This is a genomic window from Variovorax sp. P4_B10, from assembly GCF_056402375.1.
On sequence record NZ_JBFUHN010000010.1, the window covers coordinates 37247 to 52946 of the forward strand.

Consider the following 15700-nt stretch of genomic DNA (forward strand, 5'->3'; position numbering starts at 1 on the left):
AAAATGCATCGCTTCACCCGGTCCCGGGAACCAGAGACAAACCATGAACAGCCCCGCCTCTTCGCCTCTTCATCGCCCGCTGCACCGATGGCTGCTCGGTCTGGCGCTGCTGTGCCTCGGTGTCGCAGCCAGCGCCCAGCAGGATCCGCCGGGTCGCGTGGCCCGCCTCAGCCTCCAGCAGGGCACGGTGAGCTTCTCGCCGGCCGGCGAAGAGAGCTGGTACGACGCACAGCCCAACCGCCCCCTCACCACCGGCGACCGGCTCTGGGCCGACCGCAACGCGCGCGCGGAAATCCACATCGGCTCGGCGGCGCTGCGGCTCGACGGACAGACCCATGTGGAGTTCTCGGAACTCGACGACGACACCGTGCGGCTCACCTCGAACCAGGGCAACCTGCAGTTGCGTGTGCGCGACGACCTCGCAGGCCAGCGCGTCGAAGTCGACACCGGCAACCTCGCGGTGGTGATCGATGCGCCGGGCGAATACCGCATCGCCGCCGACCCGGCCGCCGGCACCACCTGGATCGCGGTGGCCTCGGGCCACGTCACGCTGTATGGCGAGAACGGCGAATCGCAATCGCTGGATGCGCGCCAGCAGCTCACCGTGTCGGGCCGCAACCTGGTCGCCGTGGCCGGCGCCCCGTCGCAGGCCGTCAGCTTCGACGCCTGGGTGGCCGAGCGCAACCGCATCGAGGACCAGTCGGTCTCCGCGCGCTACGTGTCGCGCGAGGTGGTCGGCTACCAGCAGCTCGACAACTACGGCGACTGGCAGAACGACGCCACCTATGGCGACGTCTGGTTCCCGCGCAATGTGGACGCCGACTGGGCGCCTTACCGCGACGGCCAGTGGGTGAACGTGGCGCCCTGGGGCCTGACCTGGGTCGATGCCGCGCCCTGGGGCTTCGCCCCCTTCCACTACGGCCGCTGGGTGCGCGTGGGCCCGCGCTGGGCCTGGGTGCCCGGCCGGCCCCAGGCGCGGCCGGTGTATTCGCCCGCGCTGGTCGGCTTCGTCGGCGGCAGCGGCGGCGCGAATGCAAGCTTCCAGATCGGCAGCGGCCGCAATGGCGTGGGCTGGTTCCCCTTGGCGCCGGGCGAGCCATGGCGGCCCGGCTACAGCGCGAGCCAGCGCTACCTGGACCAGGTGAATCGCATGGCGCTGCGCAACCGGCAGGCCAACGATTTCTATGCCAACCAGCAGATGCCGGGCGCCGTGACCGTGCTGCCGGCCGACCGCTTCGGCCGCGGCCCCTTCAACCGCCGCGACCTGGTGCGGCTGCCGGACGATCGCTTTGCGCGTGTTCCGGTGATGCCCACGCCGGGCATCGCCATCAGCGGCTCCGGCGGCGGCTTCGGCCGGCCGGCCGCTGCGCCGCCGCCGGCGGCGGCGCTGATCGGGCGGCAGCAACAGATGCAGTTCCAGCAGGCGCAACAGCTCCAGCTGATGCAGCAGCGCGCGGCGCAGGCGCAGGCGGCGCAACAACAGCAGCATCAGCAGATGGAATGGCAGCGTCAGCAGGGCGCGCGTCAACAGCAGGAGCCGCGCCAGCAGCAGGAGTGGCAGCAGCAACAACGGCTTCAGCGCCAGCAACAACAACAGGAGGCGCTGCGCCAGCAACAGGAGATGCAGCAGCGTGCCGCCCAGGCACAAGCGCAGCAGCAGCAAGTGCAGATGCAGCAACAGCGCGCGGCGCAACAGGCGCAGGCCCAACAGCAGCTGCTTCGCCAGCAGCAGGAAGCGCAGCAGCGTGCCGCGCAGGTGCAGCAGACCCAGGCCCAGCAACAGAACGCGATGCGTCAGGCCCAGGAAGCCCAGGTGCGCGCAATGCAGCAGCAGCGCGGCTTCGCACCACCGGCACAACCGGCGCAACCGCAACAGGGGCCGCGCGGCGACGACAACCGGCGGCTCTGGACCACGCCGGACCAGCGCTGACCGTTCTGCCGCGCGGTGACGGGCATCGCGCGCAAGCCCCGAAGGCAGCACTGCCTTCGGCCGACCGCTACAGTCGGCCGCAAGGAGCTTCTTTCTCATGCCCACATTCGACTTCGATCTCTTCGTCATCGGCGGCGGCAGCGGTGGCGTGCGCGCCGCGCGCATGGCCGCGCAGACAGGCGCCCGCGTGGCGTTGGCCGAAGCGGCCGAACTCGGCGGCACCTGCGTCAACGTGGGCTGCATCCCGAAAAAGCTCTACAGCTACGCGGCCGGCTATGCCGAGTCGTTCGAGGAAGCCGCGGGCTACGGGTGGAAGCTGGCCTCCGAACCGCAGTTCGACTGGGCACACCTCAAGTCGCAGCGCGCAAAAGAGATCGGGCGGCTCAACGGCATCTACGCCTCGCTGCTGAAGAACTCGGGCGTCACCGTGATCACCGGATGGGCGCAACTGGTCGACGGCCACACGGTGGAAATCGACGGCAAGCGCCACACCGCGCGCCACCTGCTCGTGGCCACCGGCGGCACGCCCTTCGTGCCGGACATTCCGGGCCGCGAGCACATCGTGACATCGGACGCGATGTTCGATCTCGATCCCTTTCCGAAGCGGCTGCTGGTGGTGGGCGGCGGCTACATCGCCTGCGAGTTCGCGTCGATCTTCAACGGCCTGGGCGCCAAGGTGACGCAGCTGCACCGCCGCGCACACCTGCTCACCGGCTTCGACGACGACGTGCGGCAGTTCCTCGCGAACGAGATGGGCAAGGCGGGCGTCGAAGTGCGCCTGAACTGCGAGGCCTCGTCRATCGCGCGCGGTGCGGACGGCCTCGTCGTGACCCTCGCGCGCGGACAGCAGATCGAGGCCGACGCGGTGCTGTTCGCCACCGGCCGCGTGCCCAACACACAGGGCCTCGGCCTCGAAGCGGCGGGCGTGAAGCTCGACGAGAAAGGCGCCATCGCAGTCGATGCGCACTACCGCAGCTCGGTGCCGTCCATCTACGCGGTGGGCGATGTCTCCACGCGCGTGCAACTCACGCCGGTAGCACTGGCCGAGGCGATGGTGGTGGTCGATGCGCTGTTCGGCAAGGGCAAGCGCGGCATGGACTACGAGTTCATCCCGACGGCCGTGTTCACCCACCCGAACATCGGCACCTGCGGCTACACCGAGCTCGACGCGCGCGCGAAGTTCGGCGAGGTCACGGTGTTCTCCAGCGAGTTCAAGTCGCTGCGCCACACGCTCTCGGGCCGCAGCGAGCGCACCTTCATGAAGCTGGTGGTGGACAAGAAGAGCGACCGCGTGGTCGGCCTGCACATGGTGGGCGCGGATGCGGGCGAGGTGGTGCAGGGCTTTGCGGTGGCGATGCGCGCGGGGGCGACGAAGGCGCTGTTCGACAGCACGATCGGCATCCACCCGACTGCCGCCGAAGAGTTCGTGACGATGCGCGAACCGATGCCAGGCTAGCCGCCGGTCTTCTGCTGCTTGCTTTCGAGCAGCTTCACCATCACGAACAGCACGCGGTTCGCGGGCGTGGGCACGCCGAGCGCCTCGCCGCGCCGCACGACCAGGCCGTTGAGGTGGTCGATCTCGCTGAGCTTGCCGCGTGCGAGGTCCTGCGCGGTCGATGAATACTGCGAGGGCATCGACAGCGCGATGCCGCGCACGGCGGCGTCGGTGTCGCCCGGAATGACGACGCCTTCGGCCTTCGCCACGGCCATGCACTCGGCGACCACATCGCGGATCACGTCGGCCACGCCCACGCCCTTCACGAGTTCGCCGTAAGGCAGCTGCGACACCGCCGACAGCGCGTTGTAGGCGCAGTTCAGGATCAGCTTGGCCCAGAGCGAGCCGCGCACGTTGTCGGAAATCTGCATGGGCACGCCGGCGGCGGCCAGATGCTGCGCCACCTGTTCGCTGGTGCGCGAAGGCGCGATCACCAGCTCGCCGCGGCCGTGGTGCTTCACGTGGCCGGGGCCGGCCATCTCGGTGGCCACGTAGACCACGGCGGCGGCCACGTCGTTGGACGGCAGAACCGAACGCACGCGCTCGTCGTTGTCGACACCGTTCTGCAGCGTGAGCACCAGCGCATCGGGTGAAAGATGCGGCTTGATCTGCGCCGCGGCCGATTCGCTGTCGGTGGACTTCACGCAGAACAACACCAGGTCCGCGCCCTGCACGGCGCTCGCTTCGGTGCTCGCACCGAGTCGCACGTATTCATCGAAGGTTTTTGTTTCCAGCCGCAGCCCGTTTGCGCGAACGGCCTCCACGTGCGAGGGCCGGCCGATCAGCACCACCTCGTGCCCCGCGCGCGCCAGCATGGCGCCGTAGTAGCAGCCGACTGCGCCGGCGCCCATGACTGCGACTTTCATCGGTTCACTTCCTTGGTTGTTCAGCTGCAGAGATTAACGAAGACCGGTGCTTCATGCGTCCGCACCGTGCGACTCCAGCCCCTTCGTCCGTCAGCCATTCGCGAAACGCCGCGAACGCCGGCAGGCGCGGTGCAGGCGGCCGACGTGAACGACATGCTCACCAAGGTGCTGGCCTCGCTGCTCGGCTGAGTCGCGGCCGGCAACGGCCCGGGGAACCGGATTGGGCACAATGCGCGCGGCCCAAAAAATCTCCAACCCATTCGCCCCGAGGTTCCTGTCATGAGCGTTTCCGCCCTGCGCCTGCGCGAAAGCCTGTCGGTCGCCTTCCAACGCGCCAGCGGGAGCGAACAGCGCACCGAGCAGCTGGGCGCTCCGGCAACCAGCGGCGACGACGCACCGGCCGTCTATGGCTACCTCGGCGACATGCAGCTGCGCTTCATGTTCACCGCCTCCGATGGCACCAACGCCATCGTCAAGCAGGGCGACCTGGTGCGCCTGAACCTGACGCCGCAGCTCGCGATGCCGCAGGTGGCCGTGAACACGCGCCGCGCGCGCGGCGCGCCCAAGCCCGCGCTGTTTGGCCAGGGCGTCTACCAATTCGCAGGGCGCGGCGACATGGACACCGACGCCAGCTACATGCTGGACCGCGGCTTCTGGCGCACGCAGCTGCAGGCCTTTCCCAAGGGCGTGGTCGCGGCCATCCCGCGGCGCGGCAGCCTGTTCTTCGCGGATGCCGGCGACAGCGCCGCGACGGAAGAACTCGCGCGCATGGCTTCACGCCTGCACCATGYGGCAGGCGAGCACCGGGTATCGAATTTTCTGTACATCTTCGGCGCGCGCGGCTGGGAAGTTCTTGGCGCCCTGCCCGCCGAGGCGCCTGCGCCCACCGCCGCCGCGGGAGGCCGCGCCAGGCCGGCCAGCCGCCAGCCGGCCCGCGAATCCGACGACCTGTACGACGAACAGGAGCTGTCGCTGTCGCTCGTCGCCAGCGGCCAGAAGACCGTCATCTACTGCCTCATCGCGAACTTCGTCCTGTCGGCCGCCGCGCGGGGAGGATCGATCCCGCCGCTGATCGCCTCGGCGCTGTACATCGCGACGGCGGTGGCGAGCCTGTTCGGCATCGTGCGCATCTGCTCGGGGCTGGGCCGGGGCACCTCGGACAAGGTCCTCTTCATGGTGCTGGCCTTCGTGCCGCTGGCCAACCTGGTCGCGCTGGTCTACCTGAGCTCGAAAACCAACCGGCTGCTGCGCGCCAACGGGTGGCGGGTGGGCCCGCTGGGTGCGAAGGCATCGTGACGAACATGTTCTCCATCCCTTCCGGCCAGCAGTTCAGCCTGTGGCTGAGCTATTCCCTGGTGTTGCTGATGCTGCCCGTGTGCGCCRTGGTCGCCGGCGTCGTGGTGGGCATCGCGAACCGGGACCAGGCGCCCGAGGACGGCAGCCTGGTGCGGCAGTTCCTGTTGTTCCTCGCGATCTTCGCGGCGGCGACCTGGGGCATCAGCCGGCTGCCTTCGATCCAGTCGCGCATCAATCCCGAGGTCAAGGTCCGGGAACAGCTGAGTGCGAACCCCGCCTACGAAGCCATCCTGAAATATGCGCCGAGCGATGCGGCCAAGGTACAGGCGGCGCTGGCCAGCGAAGTCGGCAGCGGGGTGAAGCTCGAGGACGCCTTCGTGCGCATTCGCCCCCTGTTCGCGACACTGGTTCGCGAGCGGCTGGGCTTCGTCGACCAGGCCACGGCCGTGGCATGGGCGCACGTCATGCGCGACACGCTGCAGCAGATGAAGGCGGCCGATCCGCAGAAGTGCCTCCGCACGCTGTATCCCGAGCCGGGCGTGCCGCATCCGCTGTCGGAGCGGGTGCTGAACGACGCCGGCGCTGCGGCCTTCCTGCAGGCGGTTGCGGATGTGTACGCCTCCGCTGACGCAGGCATGCGCCGCGACACGGTTCGCACCGATCCGCGTGTCGACCTGCAGGCGCTCCAGACCGAGTACCGCCTGGTGCAGGAGCAGGCGAAGGGCGAGTTCGGCGACGACGCGGGCCGCACCAAGGACCGCCCGTGGCGCGAAGCGAATCCGGCCACCTATTGCGACATCGTGCTGCGCAAGATGCAGCTGATGCTGCAGCGTGAACCGGCCATGGCGGGCTCGCTGCTGCGCCAGTATTTGCGCGGCGACTTTCACCGCGATATCGGCTGATCGGATCGGGCAGGCGTTGCACAATGCCGACATGCCCTACATGCCCACTTTCGTCGCTCCCGCCCGCTTCACCGACGCCGCCGCCGCACTCGACCAGGTCAAGGCCATCTACCAGGGCGGAATCGCCCACCTGCGCGAGTCGATGCTGCGCTTCGTGGCCGGGGAGGCGCTGCCGGGCCGGGTGCGGGCCTGCTACCCCTTCGTGCGGGTGCACACCCACACCGTCTCGCGCCACACGCCGCCGGCCAACGCGGGCCTGAGCTACGGCTTCGTGGCCGGACCGGGCCGCTACGAGACCACGCTGACGCGGCCCGACCTGTTCTCGCGCTACTACCTCGACCAGTTCCGCCTGCTGCTCGAGAACCACCAGGTCGAGCTCGAGGTGGGCACCAGCACGCAGCCGATCCCGATCCATTTCTCCTTCGCCGAGAACGACCACATCGAAGGCACGATGAGCGAAGACCGCCGCGCGCTGATGCGCGACGTGTTCGACCTGCCCGACCTGGGCGTGATGGACGACGGCATCGCCAACGGCACCTTCGAGGCGCGCGACGGCGAGGCGCAGCCGCTGTCGCTCTTCACGGCCGCGCGGGTCGACTACTCGCTGCACCGCCTGCGCCACTACACCGGCACCGCGCCCGAGTGGTTCCAGAACTTCGTGCTGTTCACCAACTACCAGTTCTACATCGACGAATTCGTGCGCCTGGGCCACGAGGCCATGGCCGACGAGAACAGCGAATACATCGCCTTCATCGAGCCCGGCAACGTGATCACGCGCCGGCGCGGGATGGATGCCGGCACGAGCGAGACCTTCGCCCACCTGTTCGACGGCAGCCAGGGCACCGCGCCGCCGCGCCTGCCGCAGATGCCGGCCTACCACCTGGTGCGCGAGGACTACAGCGGCATCACCATGACGAACATCGGCGTGGGTCCGGCCAACGCCAAGACCATCACCGACCACATCGCCGTGCTGCGCCCGCATGCCTGGATGATGCTGGGCCACTGCGCGGGCCTGCGCAACACGCAGCAGCTCGGCGACTACGTGCTGGCCCACGCCTACGTGCGCGAGGACCATGTGCTCGACGAGGAGCTGCCGCTGTGGGTGCCGATTCCGGCGCTGTCGGAGATCCAGCTCGCGCTCGAAAAGGCCGTGGCCGACATCACCCGCTACGAAGGCCCCGACCTCAAGAAGATCATGCGCACCGGCACCGTCGCCAGCACCGACAACCGCAACTGGGAGCTGCTGCCCGGCAACCAGCCGCAGCGCCGCTTCAGCCAGAGCCGGGCGGTGGCGCTCGACATGGAAAGCGCAACCATCGCAGCCAACGGCTTCCGCTTCCGCGTGCCCTACGGCACCCTGCTGTGCGTGAGCGACAAGCCGCTGCACGGCGAGATCAAGCTGCCCGGCATGGCCAACCATTTCTACCGCGAACGCGTGGAACAGCACCTGCGCATCGGCATGCGGGCCATCGACATCCTTCGCGAAGAAGGCTCGACCCGGCTGCACAGCCGCAAGCTGCGCAGCTTCGCGGAGGTCGCTTTTCAGTAATAGTTGGCATTTCCTAGGGTTTTCACCTACTTTCCCGCGTAGGCGGCTGGCACATTTCGCGGACATCATCCGGTTACCTTTTTGAACAACTGGAAACAAAATGCCTAGATCGTTGCCTGCGAGCCTTTCTCGCCGCCAGTTCAGCGCATGGATGGCAGGGGCAGTGGCCGCCGCTGGCGCCGGGCATGCCGCCCTGTGGTCCCGGCCGGCCGGCGCCGCCGAGCCACAGCTCGTTTCCAAATTGCGCATCGTCATCCCGGCCAACGAAGGCGGCGGCTGGGACCAGACCGGCCGTGCGCTCGGCGCGGCACTGCTCGCCTCGGGTGCGGCGGGCGACGTGGTCTACGAGAACATCGGCGGCAAGGGCGGCACCATCGGCCTGGCCAAGTACGTCGAGAAATACGATGCCGACCCCGACACCCTGCTGATGAGCGGCATGGTGATGGTCGGCGCGGTGGCGCTGCAGAAGCCCGCCGTCACCATGGCGCAGGTCGCTCCGGTGGCGCGGCTCACCAGCGACTACGAGGTGGTGGCGGTCAAGGCCGACTCGCCCGTCAAGACGCCCAAGGACCTGATCGCCCAGCTGCGCGCCGATGCGGCCAAGACCGTCATCGCCGGCGGCTCGGCCGGCGGCGTCGACCACATGTACGCGGGCATGCTGGCGCGCGTGGCCGGCAACGCCGCGGGCCTGGTCTATCAGCCGTACTCCGGCGGCGCGCAGGTGGTCGAGGCGCTGGAAACGGGCAAGGCGGTGGCCGGCATTTCCGGCTACAGCGAATTCAGCGAAGGGCTGGCCAGCGGCAAGCTGCGCGCGATCGGCGTGTCGTCGAAGCGGCCCTTCCTCGGCATTCCCTCGGTGCGCGAGCAGGGCGTGGACGCCGACCTCGCCAACTGGCGCGGCGTGCTGACCGGCAAGAAGGTGCCCGCCGACCGCAAGGCCGTGCTGCTCGAAGCCGTGCGCCGCGCCACGGGGGCGGACGTCTGGCAGAAGACCATCAAGCGCAACAACTGGGATGCGTTCTGGATGGCGGGCAAGGATTTCGAAAGCTTCCTCGAGTTGGACCTGGCGATGGCCGGGCCGATGATCTATCTGCTCAAGCTCAAAGCTTGAGAGTCTGTTGGGGCTGCGCTGGGGTGCTGCTGTTCGGGGCGCGATCACGCCGACGGGGTGCCCTGCTCCGCGAATGTCCCCCGGCGCGGCCTAAGGCCGCATGCCTCCTCCTTTATTTCGCYGCGCAGGGCACCCCATCGGCGTGATCGCTCAGAGCAGTCGTTGATCGGCTCGCACAAGCGCTGCGTCCATCGTGCACAGGGCACCGGGTGCTCCCCGCAGCGAAATAAAGGAGGAGCGAAGCGGGGGACATTCGCGGAGGGGAGCACCCGGTGGCCTGTGCACGCGCCCCGAACGGGCCGAGCAACTCACCGACAGGCATCCGCCTCGCGAACAGGCTCTGACGACGGCCTTCAGGCAAACAGCTCAGGCATCTCACGCAGCGCCTTGGGCGTGAGCGCCAGTTCCCGCCCGTCGAGCGCCTGCCGCACCCAGCCGCGGCGCAGCGACAACTGAAGCCAGGCGGCACCGAGCGCGCCGCCCAGATGCGGACGGCGCTCGCTCCAGTCGAGACAAGCGCAGGCAAAGCGCCGCCGCGAGCGGCGCACCGCATCGACCTCGACGCCCAGGCTTTCCAGCGCGATCGCGCCTTGGGACGTCAGCTCGTACGAACCGCTCTGCAGGCCGCTGAGCCAGCCCTGGGCATGCAGCCGGTCGTGCAGCGCGACGCCGGCCGTGCCGGCCATGTGGTCGTAGCAGGTGCGCGCGGTGCGCAAGCGGCTCGGCGTGCTCGGCTTGAACTCCGCGGCACGCGGCGCGCCGGCCACCACCATCAGGCTTTCGAGCGCGGCCGCGACGTTGTCGCCGGCGAGGCGAAAGTAGCGGTGCTTGCCCTGCACCAGCAGCTCGACCAGCCGCTCTTCCTTCAGGCGCGCGAGGTGCGCGCTCGCCGTGGAGGCCGCCACCTCGGCGACGGTGGCGAGCTCGGTCGCCGTGCGCGCATGGCCGTCCATCAGGCAGTTCAGCATGCGGGCCCGTGCCGGCTCGGCGATGGCGCCGGCCAGGCGGGCGAGCTGGAAATCCGCGTTCGGCGATGAGGATGAAGAAGAGGTCGCGTCCATGCGCCAATCGTAAGACGCTGCCGCAATCGACACTTCGTTCGCCGGCGAAGTGTGGTGGCGGCTTCGATTGCACACTGCGGCCATGAACCCAAGCCCCACTTCCTCCGCCGGCATGCCCGCCGACATGCCCATCGACCCGGTCGCGGCCGTCACGCATGCCGACCCCTATCCCTGCTACGCCGAGCTTCGCGCGGGTCCGCCGCTCGTGTGGAACGAGAAGCTGCGCCTGTGGGTCGCGAGCCGCGCGGACGTCATCGAGTCGGTGCTGCTCGCGCACGGTGCGCTGCGCGTGCGGCCGGCGGCCGAGCCGGTGCCGCGCGCCATGGCGGGCAGCGCGGCCGGGGAGGTGTTCGGCCACCTCGTGCGCATGAACGACGGCGCGGCGCACCAGGCGCACCGGCCCGCGCTGCAGCGTGCACTCGCCGGGCTGGACCTGGATGCCGTCCGCGCGGCCGCCCTGCAGATCGCGCACGACGTGCCGGTGCAGCCCTTGTCCGACGCGCTGTTCTCCATGCCCGTGCAGGCGGTCGCGCACCTGCTCGGTTTTGCCGACGAGGCGCTGCCGCAGGTGGACCGCTGGATGCGCGACTTCGTCGCCTGCCTGTCGCCGCTCTCCACGGCGGACCAGCTGCAGGGTGCGAGCGCTGCGGCGGGTGAACTCATGACGCGGTTCCAGGCCTTGACCGCCAGCGCGCCGCCACGCAACGCAACGCTGCTCGCGGCCGTGCTGGCGGAGAGTGCAGCCAGCGCGCCGCCGCTCTCTCGCTCACTGCTCGCCAACCTCGTCGGGCTGCTCTCGCAGACCTGCGACGCGACGGCGGGCCTGCTGGGCAACAGCCTCATCGCGGTGATGCGCGAGCCTTCGCTGCGTGAAGCTGCACGAACGCACGACGGATTGCAGGCCATCGTCGAAGAGACGGCGCGGTACGACCCCTCGGTCCACAACACGCGCCGCTTCGCGGCCGAACCCGTCACCATCGCGGGCACGACGCTGGCGGCGGGCGATGCGGTGCTGCTGGTGCTGGCCGCAGCCAACCGCGACCCGGCCTTCAACCCCGACCCCGACCGCTTCATGCTCGTGCGCGCACGGCGCCGCATGCTGGGCTTCGGCCACGGCATGCACGCCTGCCCGGGCCAGGCACTGGCCTGCACATTGGCCGCCGCGGGGCTCGAAGCGGTGCTGCGCCGCACGCCCGACCTGGATGCGGTGCGGGCGCGCGGCTGGAACTACCGGCCCTCGGTCAACGGGCGCATTCCCGCCTTCCATTGACGGGGCCGAAGGCGTTCAGGTGCGCGCGGGGGCCCAGATCCCCGTGCGCGCCAGGTGCGGCGACAGCTCCGCATCGCCCCAGCGCAACGGCAACGCGCCCGGGCGGCGCAGCGCATGTTCGACATGCAGCCGCAGCAGGCGCTCGGCGCCTTCGAACCCGGCAAGCTCGGGGCCGTCCAGCACGACCTCCGCCGTGGCCACCACGTGGAGAAGCTCGCCGCTGTCGTGGTCGATGAACAGCAGGCCCGCGCGCGGATGGGCCATCAGGTTGCCCAGCGTGTTGAAGAAGCGGTTGCCGTTGAAGTCGGGCACGGTGAGCACGCCACCCTCATCGACGCGGACGAAACCCGGACGGCCGCCGCGATGGGATACGTCGACGCCATGCGACCTCGCATCGGCATCGTCGCCGGCCGCCGCGCCTTCGGGATACGCCGTCGCGATGAAAAGCGTGTCTGCGCTGCCGATGAGCCGCTGCGCCGCCAGGTCGAGCGCGTCGAGCCGCTGCACGGGCGGACTGTCGTAGCGCGCGGCCTCGAACACGGGCTCCCGCGCCTGGATGTACCTCGGGCAGTTGCCAAAGCTCTGCTGCACCTCGACCATGAAGCCTGCGGCGTCGAGCGACGCGACCGTGCCGTTCATGCGGTTGCGCCGCCGCGTGTGCGGCTCGATGCCCAGCAGGCCGAGCGAAGCGCCCAGCGCGAGCTGGCCGGCCAGCGGATCGCCGGCCGCCGGCAGCGCGTCGATGCGCAGGTGCGTCGCATCGGGTGAATGCGCGAAGCCTGCGGGCGCCGCGAGCACGCTGGCCCAGGGCTGCAGGTTGGCGTCGAGGCTGCCGACCACGAGGAACGGCAATTGCGCGAAGAACTCGCGGTGCTGATCGGGCATGTAGTCGCGGATCACGCGCGGCCCTGCGGCCGCCATCTGTTCGCGCGAACCGGCCTGCACTTGCAGCGCGCGCTCGCCGGCGTGGAATGGCGCGGCGATCATTCAACTGCCGCCAGTCCGACCGGCGTGCGCACCATCGGCACGAAACCAGGCAAGGCCTCCACGCGTGCGAGCCAGGCGCGCAGATGCGGATAGGGTTCGAGCGACACGCGGCCTTCGGGCGCATGCGCGACGTAGGCGTAGTTCGCAATGTCGGCCAGCGTGGCGGACGGGCCGGCCAGAAAGGGCTGCTGCGCCAGGTGCATCTCCATCACCGAGAGCAGCGCGTGCGAACGCGTCACCGTCTCGGTCGGATCGGCGGCCAGGCCGAACAGCGCCATGACGCGCGCGGCAGCAGGGCCGCTGGCCAGCGGTCCGGCCGCCACCGAGAACCAGCGCTGCACCCGCGCCGCGCCCACCGGATCGCGCGGCATCCAGCGCGCCGGGTCGGGTGCATAGCGTTCGTTGAGGTAGACCAGGATGGCATTGGAATCGGCCTGCGTCACATCGCCGTCCTCGATCACCGGCACCTGGCCGAAGGGGTTGCGCGCCAGGAACTCGGGCGTGCGGTTGGCGCGCTGGCGCAGGTCGAGCTCGATCACCTCGAAGGGCAGGCCGAGCATCGAGAGAAACAGCCGCACCCGGTGCACATGGCCCGAGATGGCACTGCCGTAGAGCTTGATGGGTTGTGCGGGGCGGTTGGCAACGGTGTTCATGGGGCGTCCTTTGAAATGGCTGGGGTGCAGCCCCCATTCTTCTCTCTTGCAACAAATGAATGAATAGCCATTTTTGGATTTGAATACTGCGTTTTCCGGTTTAATTGCGGCATGGATCGTTTCAAGGCCATGCAAACCTTCGTGCAGATTGCCGAGCAAGGCAGCCTGACCCGCGCCGCCGAGGCGCTCGGCAGTTCGCTGCCCGCGGTGGTGCGCTCGCTCGCCGCGCTCGAGGCGCACCTGGGCGTGCGCCTGTTCCACCGCACCACGCGGCGCCTGTCGCTCACCGAGGAAGGCCGCAACTACCTGCCCAGCGTGCGCGAAGTGCTGCTCGCGGCCGACGCCGCAGACCTCGCGCTCACGGCCGAGGCCCGCGAGCCTGCGGGCCTGCTCACCATCACCGCGCCGGTGCTCTTCGGCCACATGTACGTGGCGCCCGCCATCACCCGCTTCATGAAGCGCTACGACAAGGTGCGCTGCAGCGTGCTGCTGTACGACCGCACGGTGAACCTGCTGGAGGAAAACATCGATGTCGGCATCCGCATCAGCCCGCTGCAGGATTCGTCGCTCGTGGCCCAGACGCTCGGCACCATCCGGCGCGTGGTGGCAGTAAGCCCCGATTACCTGGCGCGCCACGGCACGCCGCAGCATCCGCGCGACCTCGATGGCGCACCCTGCGTGCGCGGCCGCATCGACGCGCCACCGCAGTGGACGTTCCACGAGGGCGGCAAGACCCTCAGCGTGACGCCGAGCAACCGCCTCGAGTTCAACCACCTTGCACCCGCCATCGAGGCTTGCGCCGCGGGCATGGGCTTCGGCACCTTCTTCTCGTACCAGGTGCTGCCGCTTGTGGCGCAAGGACGCTTGAAACTGGTGCTGGAGGACTTCGAACCGCCGCCGCGGCCGGTGAGCGTGATCTATCCGAACGCACGGCTGCTGCCGGCCCGTACGCGGGCGTTCATCGACTGGATGAAGTCCGAGTTCACCGGACTGCGGATGTAGCTGCGCAGCTACAGCACGGCGGCGGACGCAGGCAGCGGCTTGCCCTCGCACAACGCCGCGGCGTCCGTCGACATGCCGCGCACCGCCTCTTCGATGCCGAGGTTCAGCGCCGCCATGAACTCGCCATTGCCGCTGGCCCAGTTGGTGCGCGTGCCCATGCCGTGGTACTGGCGCGAGACGACCGCGCCGCCGGGCAGGCGATAGCTCACCTCGAGCACGACGTGCGAAACGAGGTTGAGCCCCGCGGACCAGGCATGCGCGAGGCGCAGCGCCACCTCGGCCGTGACCTGCCGTGCGGCATCGGGCGAAGCCGGTGCGCCCGCGACGGTCCCGAACCCGTAGCGCTTCGCCGACAGCAGCGCGTCCCGTGTCCATGCCCCTGCATCGCCGCTCCTGAGCGACTGCACCGACCTCGGCGTGGCATGGACGGTCGGCATCATCAGGGTCAGGTTACCGGCATTCGCCTTGTTGCTGCGGGTGTCCTCGATCTTCGGAAGGTAGAGCGTGCAGCCCGGCGCGACCCGAAGGGATTCGACCGGTGGGCTGTTGGGGCGCTGCGCCGGCTCCGGCGCCTGTTCATAGACCATGCTCAGCGGCTCGCTCTCGGTCAGCGCGTGCGAGATGCCGGGCATGGCGCAGAGCGCGGACAAGGCTGCGGCGGCCATGGCGGCGCGTTGTTGTTGTTGCGGCTTCATGGCGCGGTGCTCCGGACCGTGTACATCGCGCCGTCCTGGTCGCGGAACACGACGCGACCGGGCTGCTCGTCGAAGCTCTGGCCGGCCAGGGTGACCCACGACCCGTTGACGTTGAAGCGGGAGGTCCTGATCGCGCCGGAGCGGGCACCGGCGAGGTCCATTCCCAGCACATGCAGGGTTTGCTTCACCGAATCGCGCATGACGGCCTTGAGCGCCTGGCCGTCGTTGGCGGTCAGCCGCCGGACGACCGTGGCGCGGGTGCCGCCGCCGACCGGGGTCTGGAAGATCGTGGCGGAACGGTACGAGGGCTCGCTGTTGCCGGCCTGCCAGAGAAAGGCCGACGTTCGCGTGGTGAAGGCCCCGAGCCCGGGCTCGAGCGCGTACTGCAACAGCAGCACCATGTAGGCGGGACCGGTCTTCGTGGCGGCGATGCGGGCCTCCTGCTCGGCCTTGAGCGGCATGCCTGCGAGAACCTGGGACGACGCGATCTTCAAGGGGAACGACGTCGGCTCGGCCAGCAGCTCGGCGAACGCCCGGGCGGCTTCGACGCGGTAGTCGTAATCGAGCAGGGGACCGACGGTGGCCTGTACCTCGGCGCTCATGTCCTTCTGCCGCGACTGCTGTACCGACGAATCGATCAGCGCGCCGATCAGGCCGCCGCCGGTGGCGGCGCTCACGCCGGGCGCCTGCGCCGAGAACATGAAGCTCTCCTGCGCGACGACCACCCGCACATCGACCTCCCGGACCTTCGCCCGGTCCGCCGCCGCGAGCGGCCGATGGAATTGCGCGCAGGCGCCGAGCAGCAGGACCACCGACAGCGCCAACAGGAAACGCAGCATCTTTGGGCCTCCCCCCGCAATATGCAACCGGGCGTCGATTGTGC

General features: G+C 69.4%; 15 protein-coding genes. 9 read left to right on the top strand and 6 right to left on the bottom strand.

Annotation, left to right across the window (positions count from 1 at the left end):
* The first annotated feature begins 43 nt into the window (after window positions 1–43).
* Both AC1DXX_RS07330 and gorA read left to right on the top strand, forming a co-directional pair.
* Window positions 44–1930 carry a DUF6600 domain-containing protein gene (locus tag AC1DXX_RS07330; RefSeq protein WP_478133512.1) on the top strand — a complete coding sequence of 629 codons (1887 nt, stop codon included), beginning with the start codon at window positions 44–46 and terminating at the stop codon, window positions 1928–1930.
* Between the two features lie 97 nt (window positions 1931–2027).
* The gene (gene gorA, locus AC1DXX_RS07335) at window positions 2028–3386 is read left to right on the top strand and encodes a glutathione-disulfide reductase (RefSeq protein WP_478133513.1); all 1359 of its coding nucleotides are present in this window, start codon (window positions 2028–2030) and stop codon (window positions 3384–3386) included.
* On the opposite strand, the gene AC1DXX_RS07340 is transcribed toward gorA, so the two are convergent.
* A complete protein-coding gene (locus tag AC1DXX_RS07340) occupies window positions 3383–4291 on the bottom strand; it encodes a ketopantoate reductase family protein (protein ID WP_478133514.1) in 909 nt (302 codons plus the stop codon). The genes gorA and AC1DXX_RS07340 overlap by 4 nt on opposite strands.
* Window positions 4292–4357: 66 nt before the next feature.
* Between AC1DXX_RS07340 and AC1DXX_RS07345 the strand changes: the two genes are divergently transcribed.
* From AC1DXX_RS07345 to AC1DXX_RS07365, 5 genes are all read left to right on the top strand, one after another.
* A complete protein-coding gene (locus tag AC1DXX_RS07345; protein ID WP_478133515.1) occupies window positions 4358–4480 on the top strand; it encodes a hypothetical protein in 123 nt (40 codons plus the stop codon).
* A 90-nt stretch (window positions 4481–4570) separates the two neighbouring features.
* Window positions 4571–5587 carry a DUF1444 domain-containing protein gene (locus AC1DXX_RS07350; RefSeq protein WP_478133516.1) on the top strand — a complete coding sequence of 339 codons (1017 nt, stop codon included), beginning with the start codon at window positions 4571–4573 and terminating at the stop codon, window positions 5585–5587.
* A gap of 5 nt (window positions 5588–5592) precedes the next feature.
* Complete coding sequence (locus AC1DXX_RS07355) at window positions 5593–6489, top strand: hypothetical protein (protein WP_478133517.1); 897 nt, start codon at window positions 5593–5595, stop codon at window positions 6487–6489.
* A gap of 31 nt (window positions 6490–6520) precedes the next feature.
* Window positions 6521–8038, top strand: coding sequence for an AMP nucleosidase (locus AC1DXX_RS07360; protein WP_478133518.1), 1518 nt, complete (start codon window positions 6521–6523; stop codon window positions 8036–8038).
* 100 nt (window positions 8039–8138) lie between these two features.
* Window positions 8139–9149, top strand: a complete 1011-nt coding sequence (locus AC1DXX_RS07365) for a Bug family tripartite tricarboxylate transporter substrate binding protein (RefSeq protein WP_478133519.1) — start codon at window positions 8139–8141, stop codon at window positions 9147–9149.
* Between the two features lie 353 nt (window positions 9150–9502).
* On the opposite strand, the gene AC1DXX_RS07370 is transcribed toward AC1DXX_RS07365, so the two are convergent.
* On the bottom strand, window positions 9503–10210 hold the full coding sequence (locus AC1DXX_RS07370) for an ArsR/SmtB family transcription factor (protein WP_478133520.1): 708 nt from the start codon (window positions 10208–10210) through the stop codon (window positions 9503–9505).
* An 82-nt stretch (window positions 10211–10292) separates the two neighbouring features.
* On the opposite strand from AC1DXX_RS07370, the gene AC1DXX_RS07375 reads away from it, so the two are divergent.
* Complete coding sequence (locus tag AC1DXX_RS07375) at window positions 10293–11480, top strand: cytochrome P450 (protein WP_478133521.1); 1188 nt, start codon at window positions 10293–10295, stop codon at window positions 11478–11480.
* A 15-nt stretch (window positions 11481–11495) separates the two neighbouring features.
* Here AC1DXX_RS07375 and AC1DXX_RS07380 read toward each other — a convergent pair whose 3' ends face one another.
* Together AC1DXX_RS07380 and AC1DXX_RS07385 are read right to left on the bottom strand one after the other, a co-directional pair.
* Complete coding sequence (locus AC1DXX_RS07380; protein WP_478133522.1) at window positions 11496–12467, bottom strand: flavin-nucleotide-binding protein; 972 nt, start codon at window positions 12465–12467, stop codon at window positions 11496–11498.
* Window positions 12464–13120 carry a glutathione S-transferase family protein gene (locus AC1DXX_RS07385; RefSeq protein ID WP_478133523.1) on the bottom strand — a complete coding sequence of 219 codons (657 nt, stop codon included), beginning with the start codon at window positions 13118–13120 and terminating at the stop codon, window positions 12464–12466. Before AC1DXX_RS07385 ends, AC1DXX_RS07380 begins: the two co-directional genes overlap by 4 nt.
* Window positions 13121–13231: 111 nt before the next feature.
* Between AC1DXX_RS07385 and AC1DXX_RS07390 the strand changes: the two genes are divergently transcribed.
* Window positions 13232–14122: a LysR family transcriptional regulator gene (locus tag AC1DXX_RS07390; RefSeq protein ID WP_478133524.1), complete on the top strand. Its 891-nt coding sequence runs from the start codon at window positions 13232–13234 to the stop codon at window positions 14120–14122.
* Window positions 14123–14130: 8 nt separating this feature from the next.
* Here AC1DXX_RS07390 and AC1DXX_RS07395 read toward each other — a convergent pair whose 3' ends face one another.
* Together AC1DXX_RS07395 and AC1DXX_RS07400 are read right to left on the bottom strand one after the other, a co-directional pair.
* A complete protein-coding gene (locus AC1DXX_RS07395; protein ID WP_478133525.1) occupies window positions 14131–14817 on the bottom strand; it encodes a hypothetical protein in 687 nt (228 codons plus the stop codon).
* A complete protein-coding gene (locus AC1DXX_RS07400; protein ID WP_478133526.1) occupies window positions 14814–15656 on the bottom strand; it encodes a hypothetical protein in 843 nt (280 codons plus the stop codon). Before AC1DXX_RS07400 ends, AC1DXX_RS07395 begins: the two co-directional genes overlap by 4 nt.
* Window positions 15657–15700: the final 44 nt, after the last annotated feature.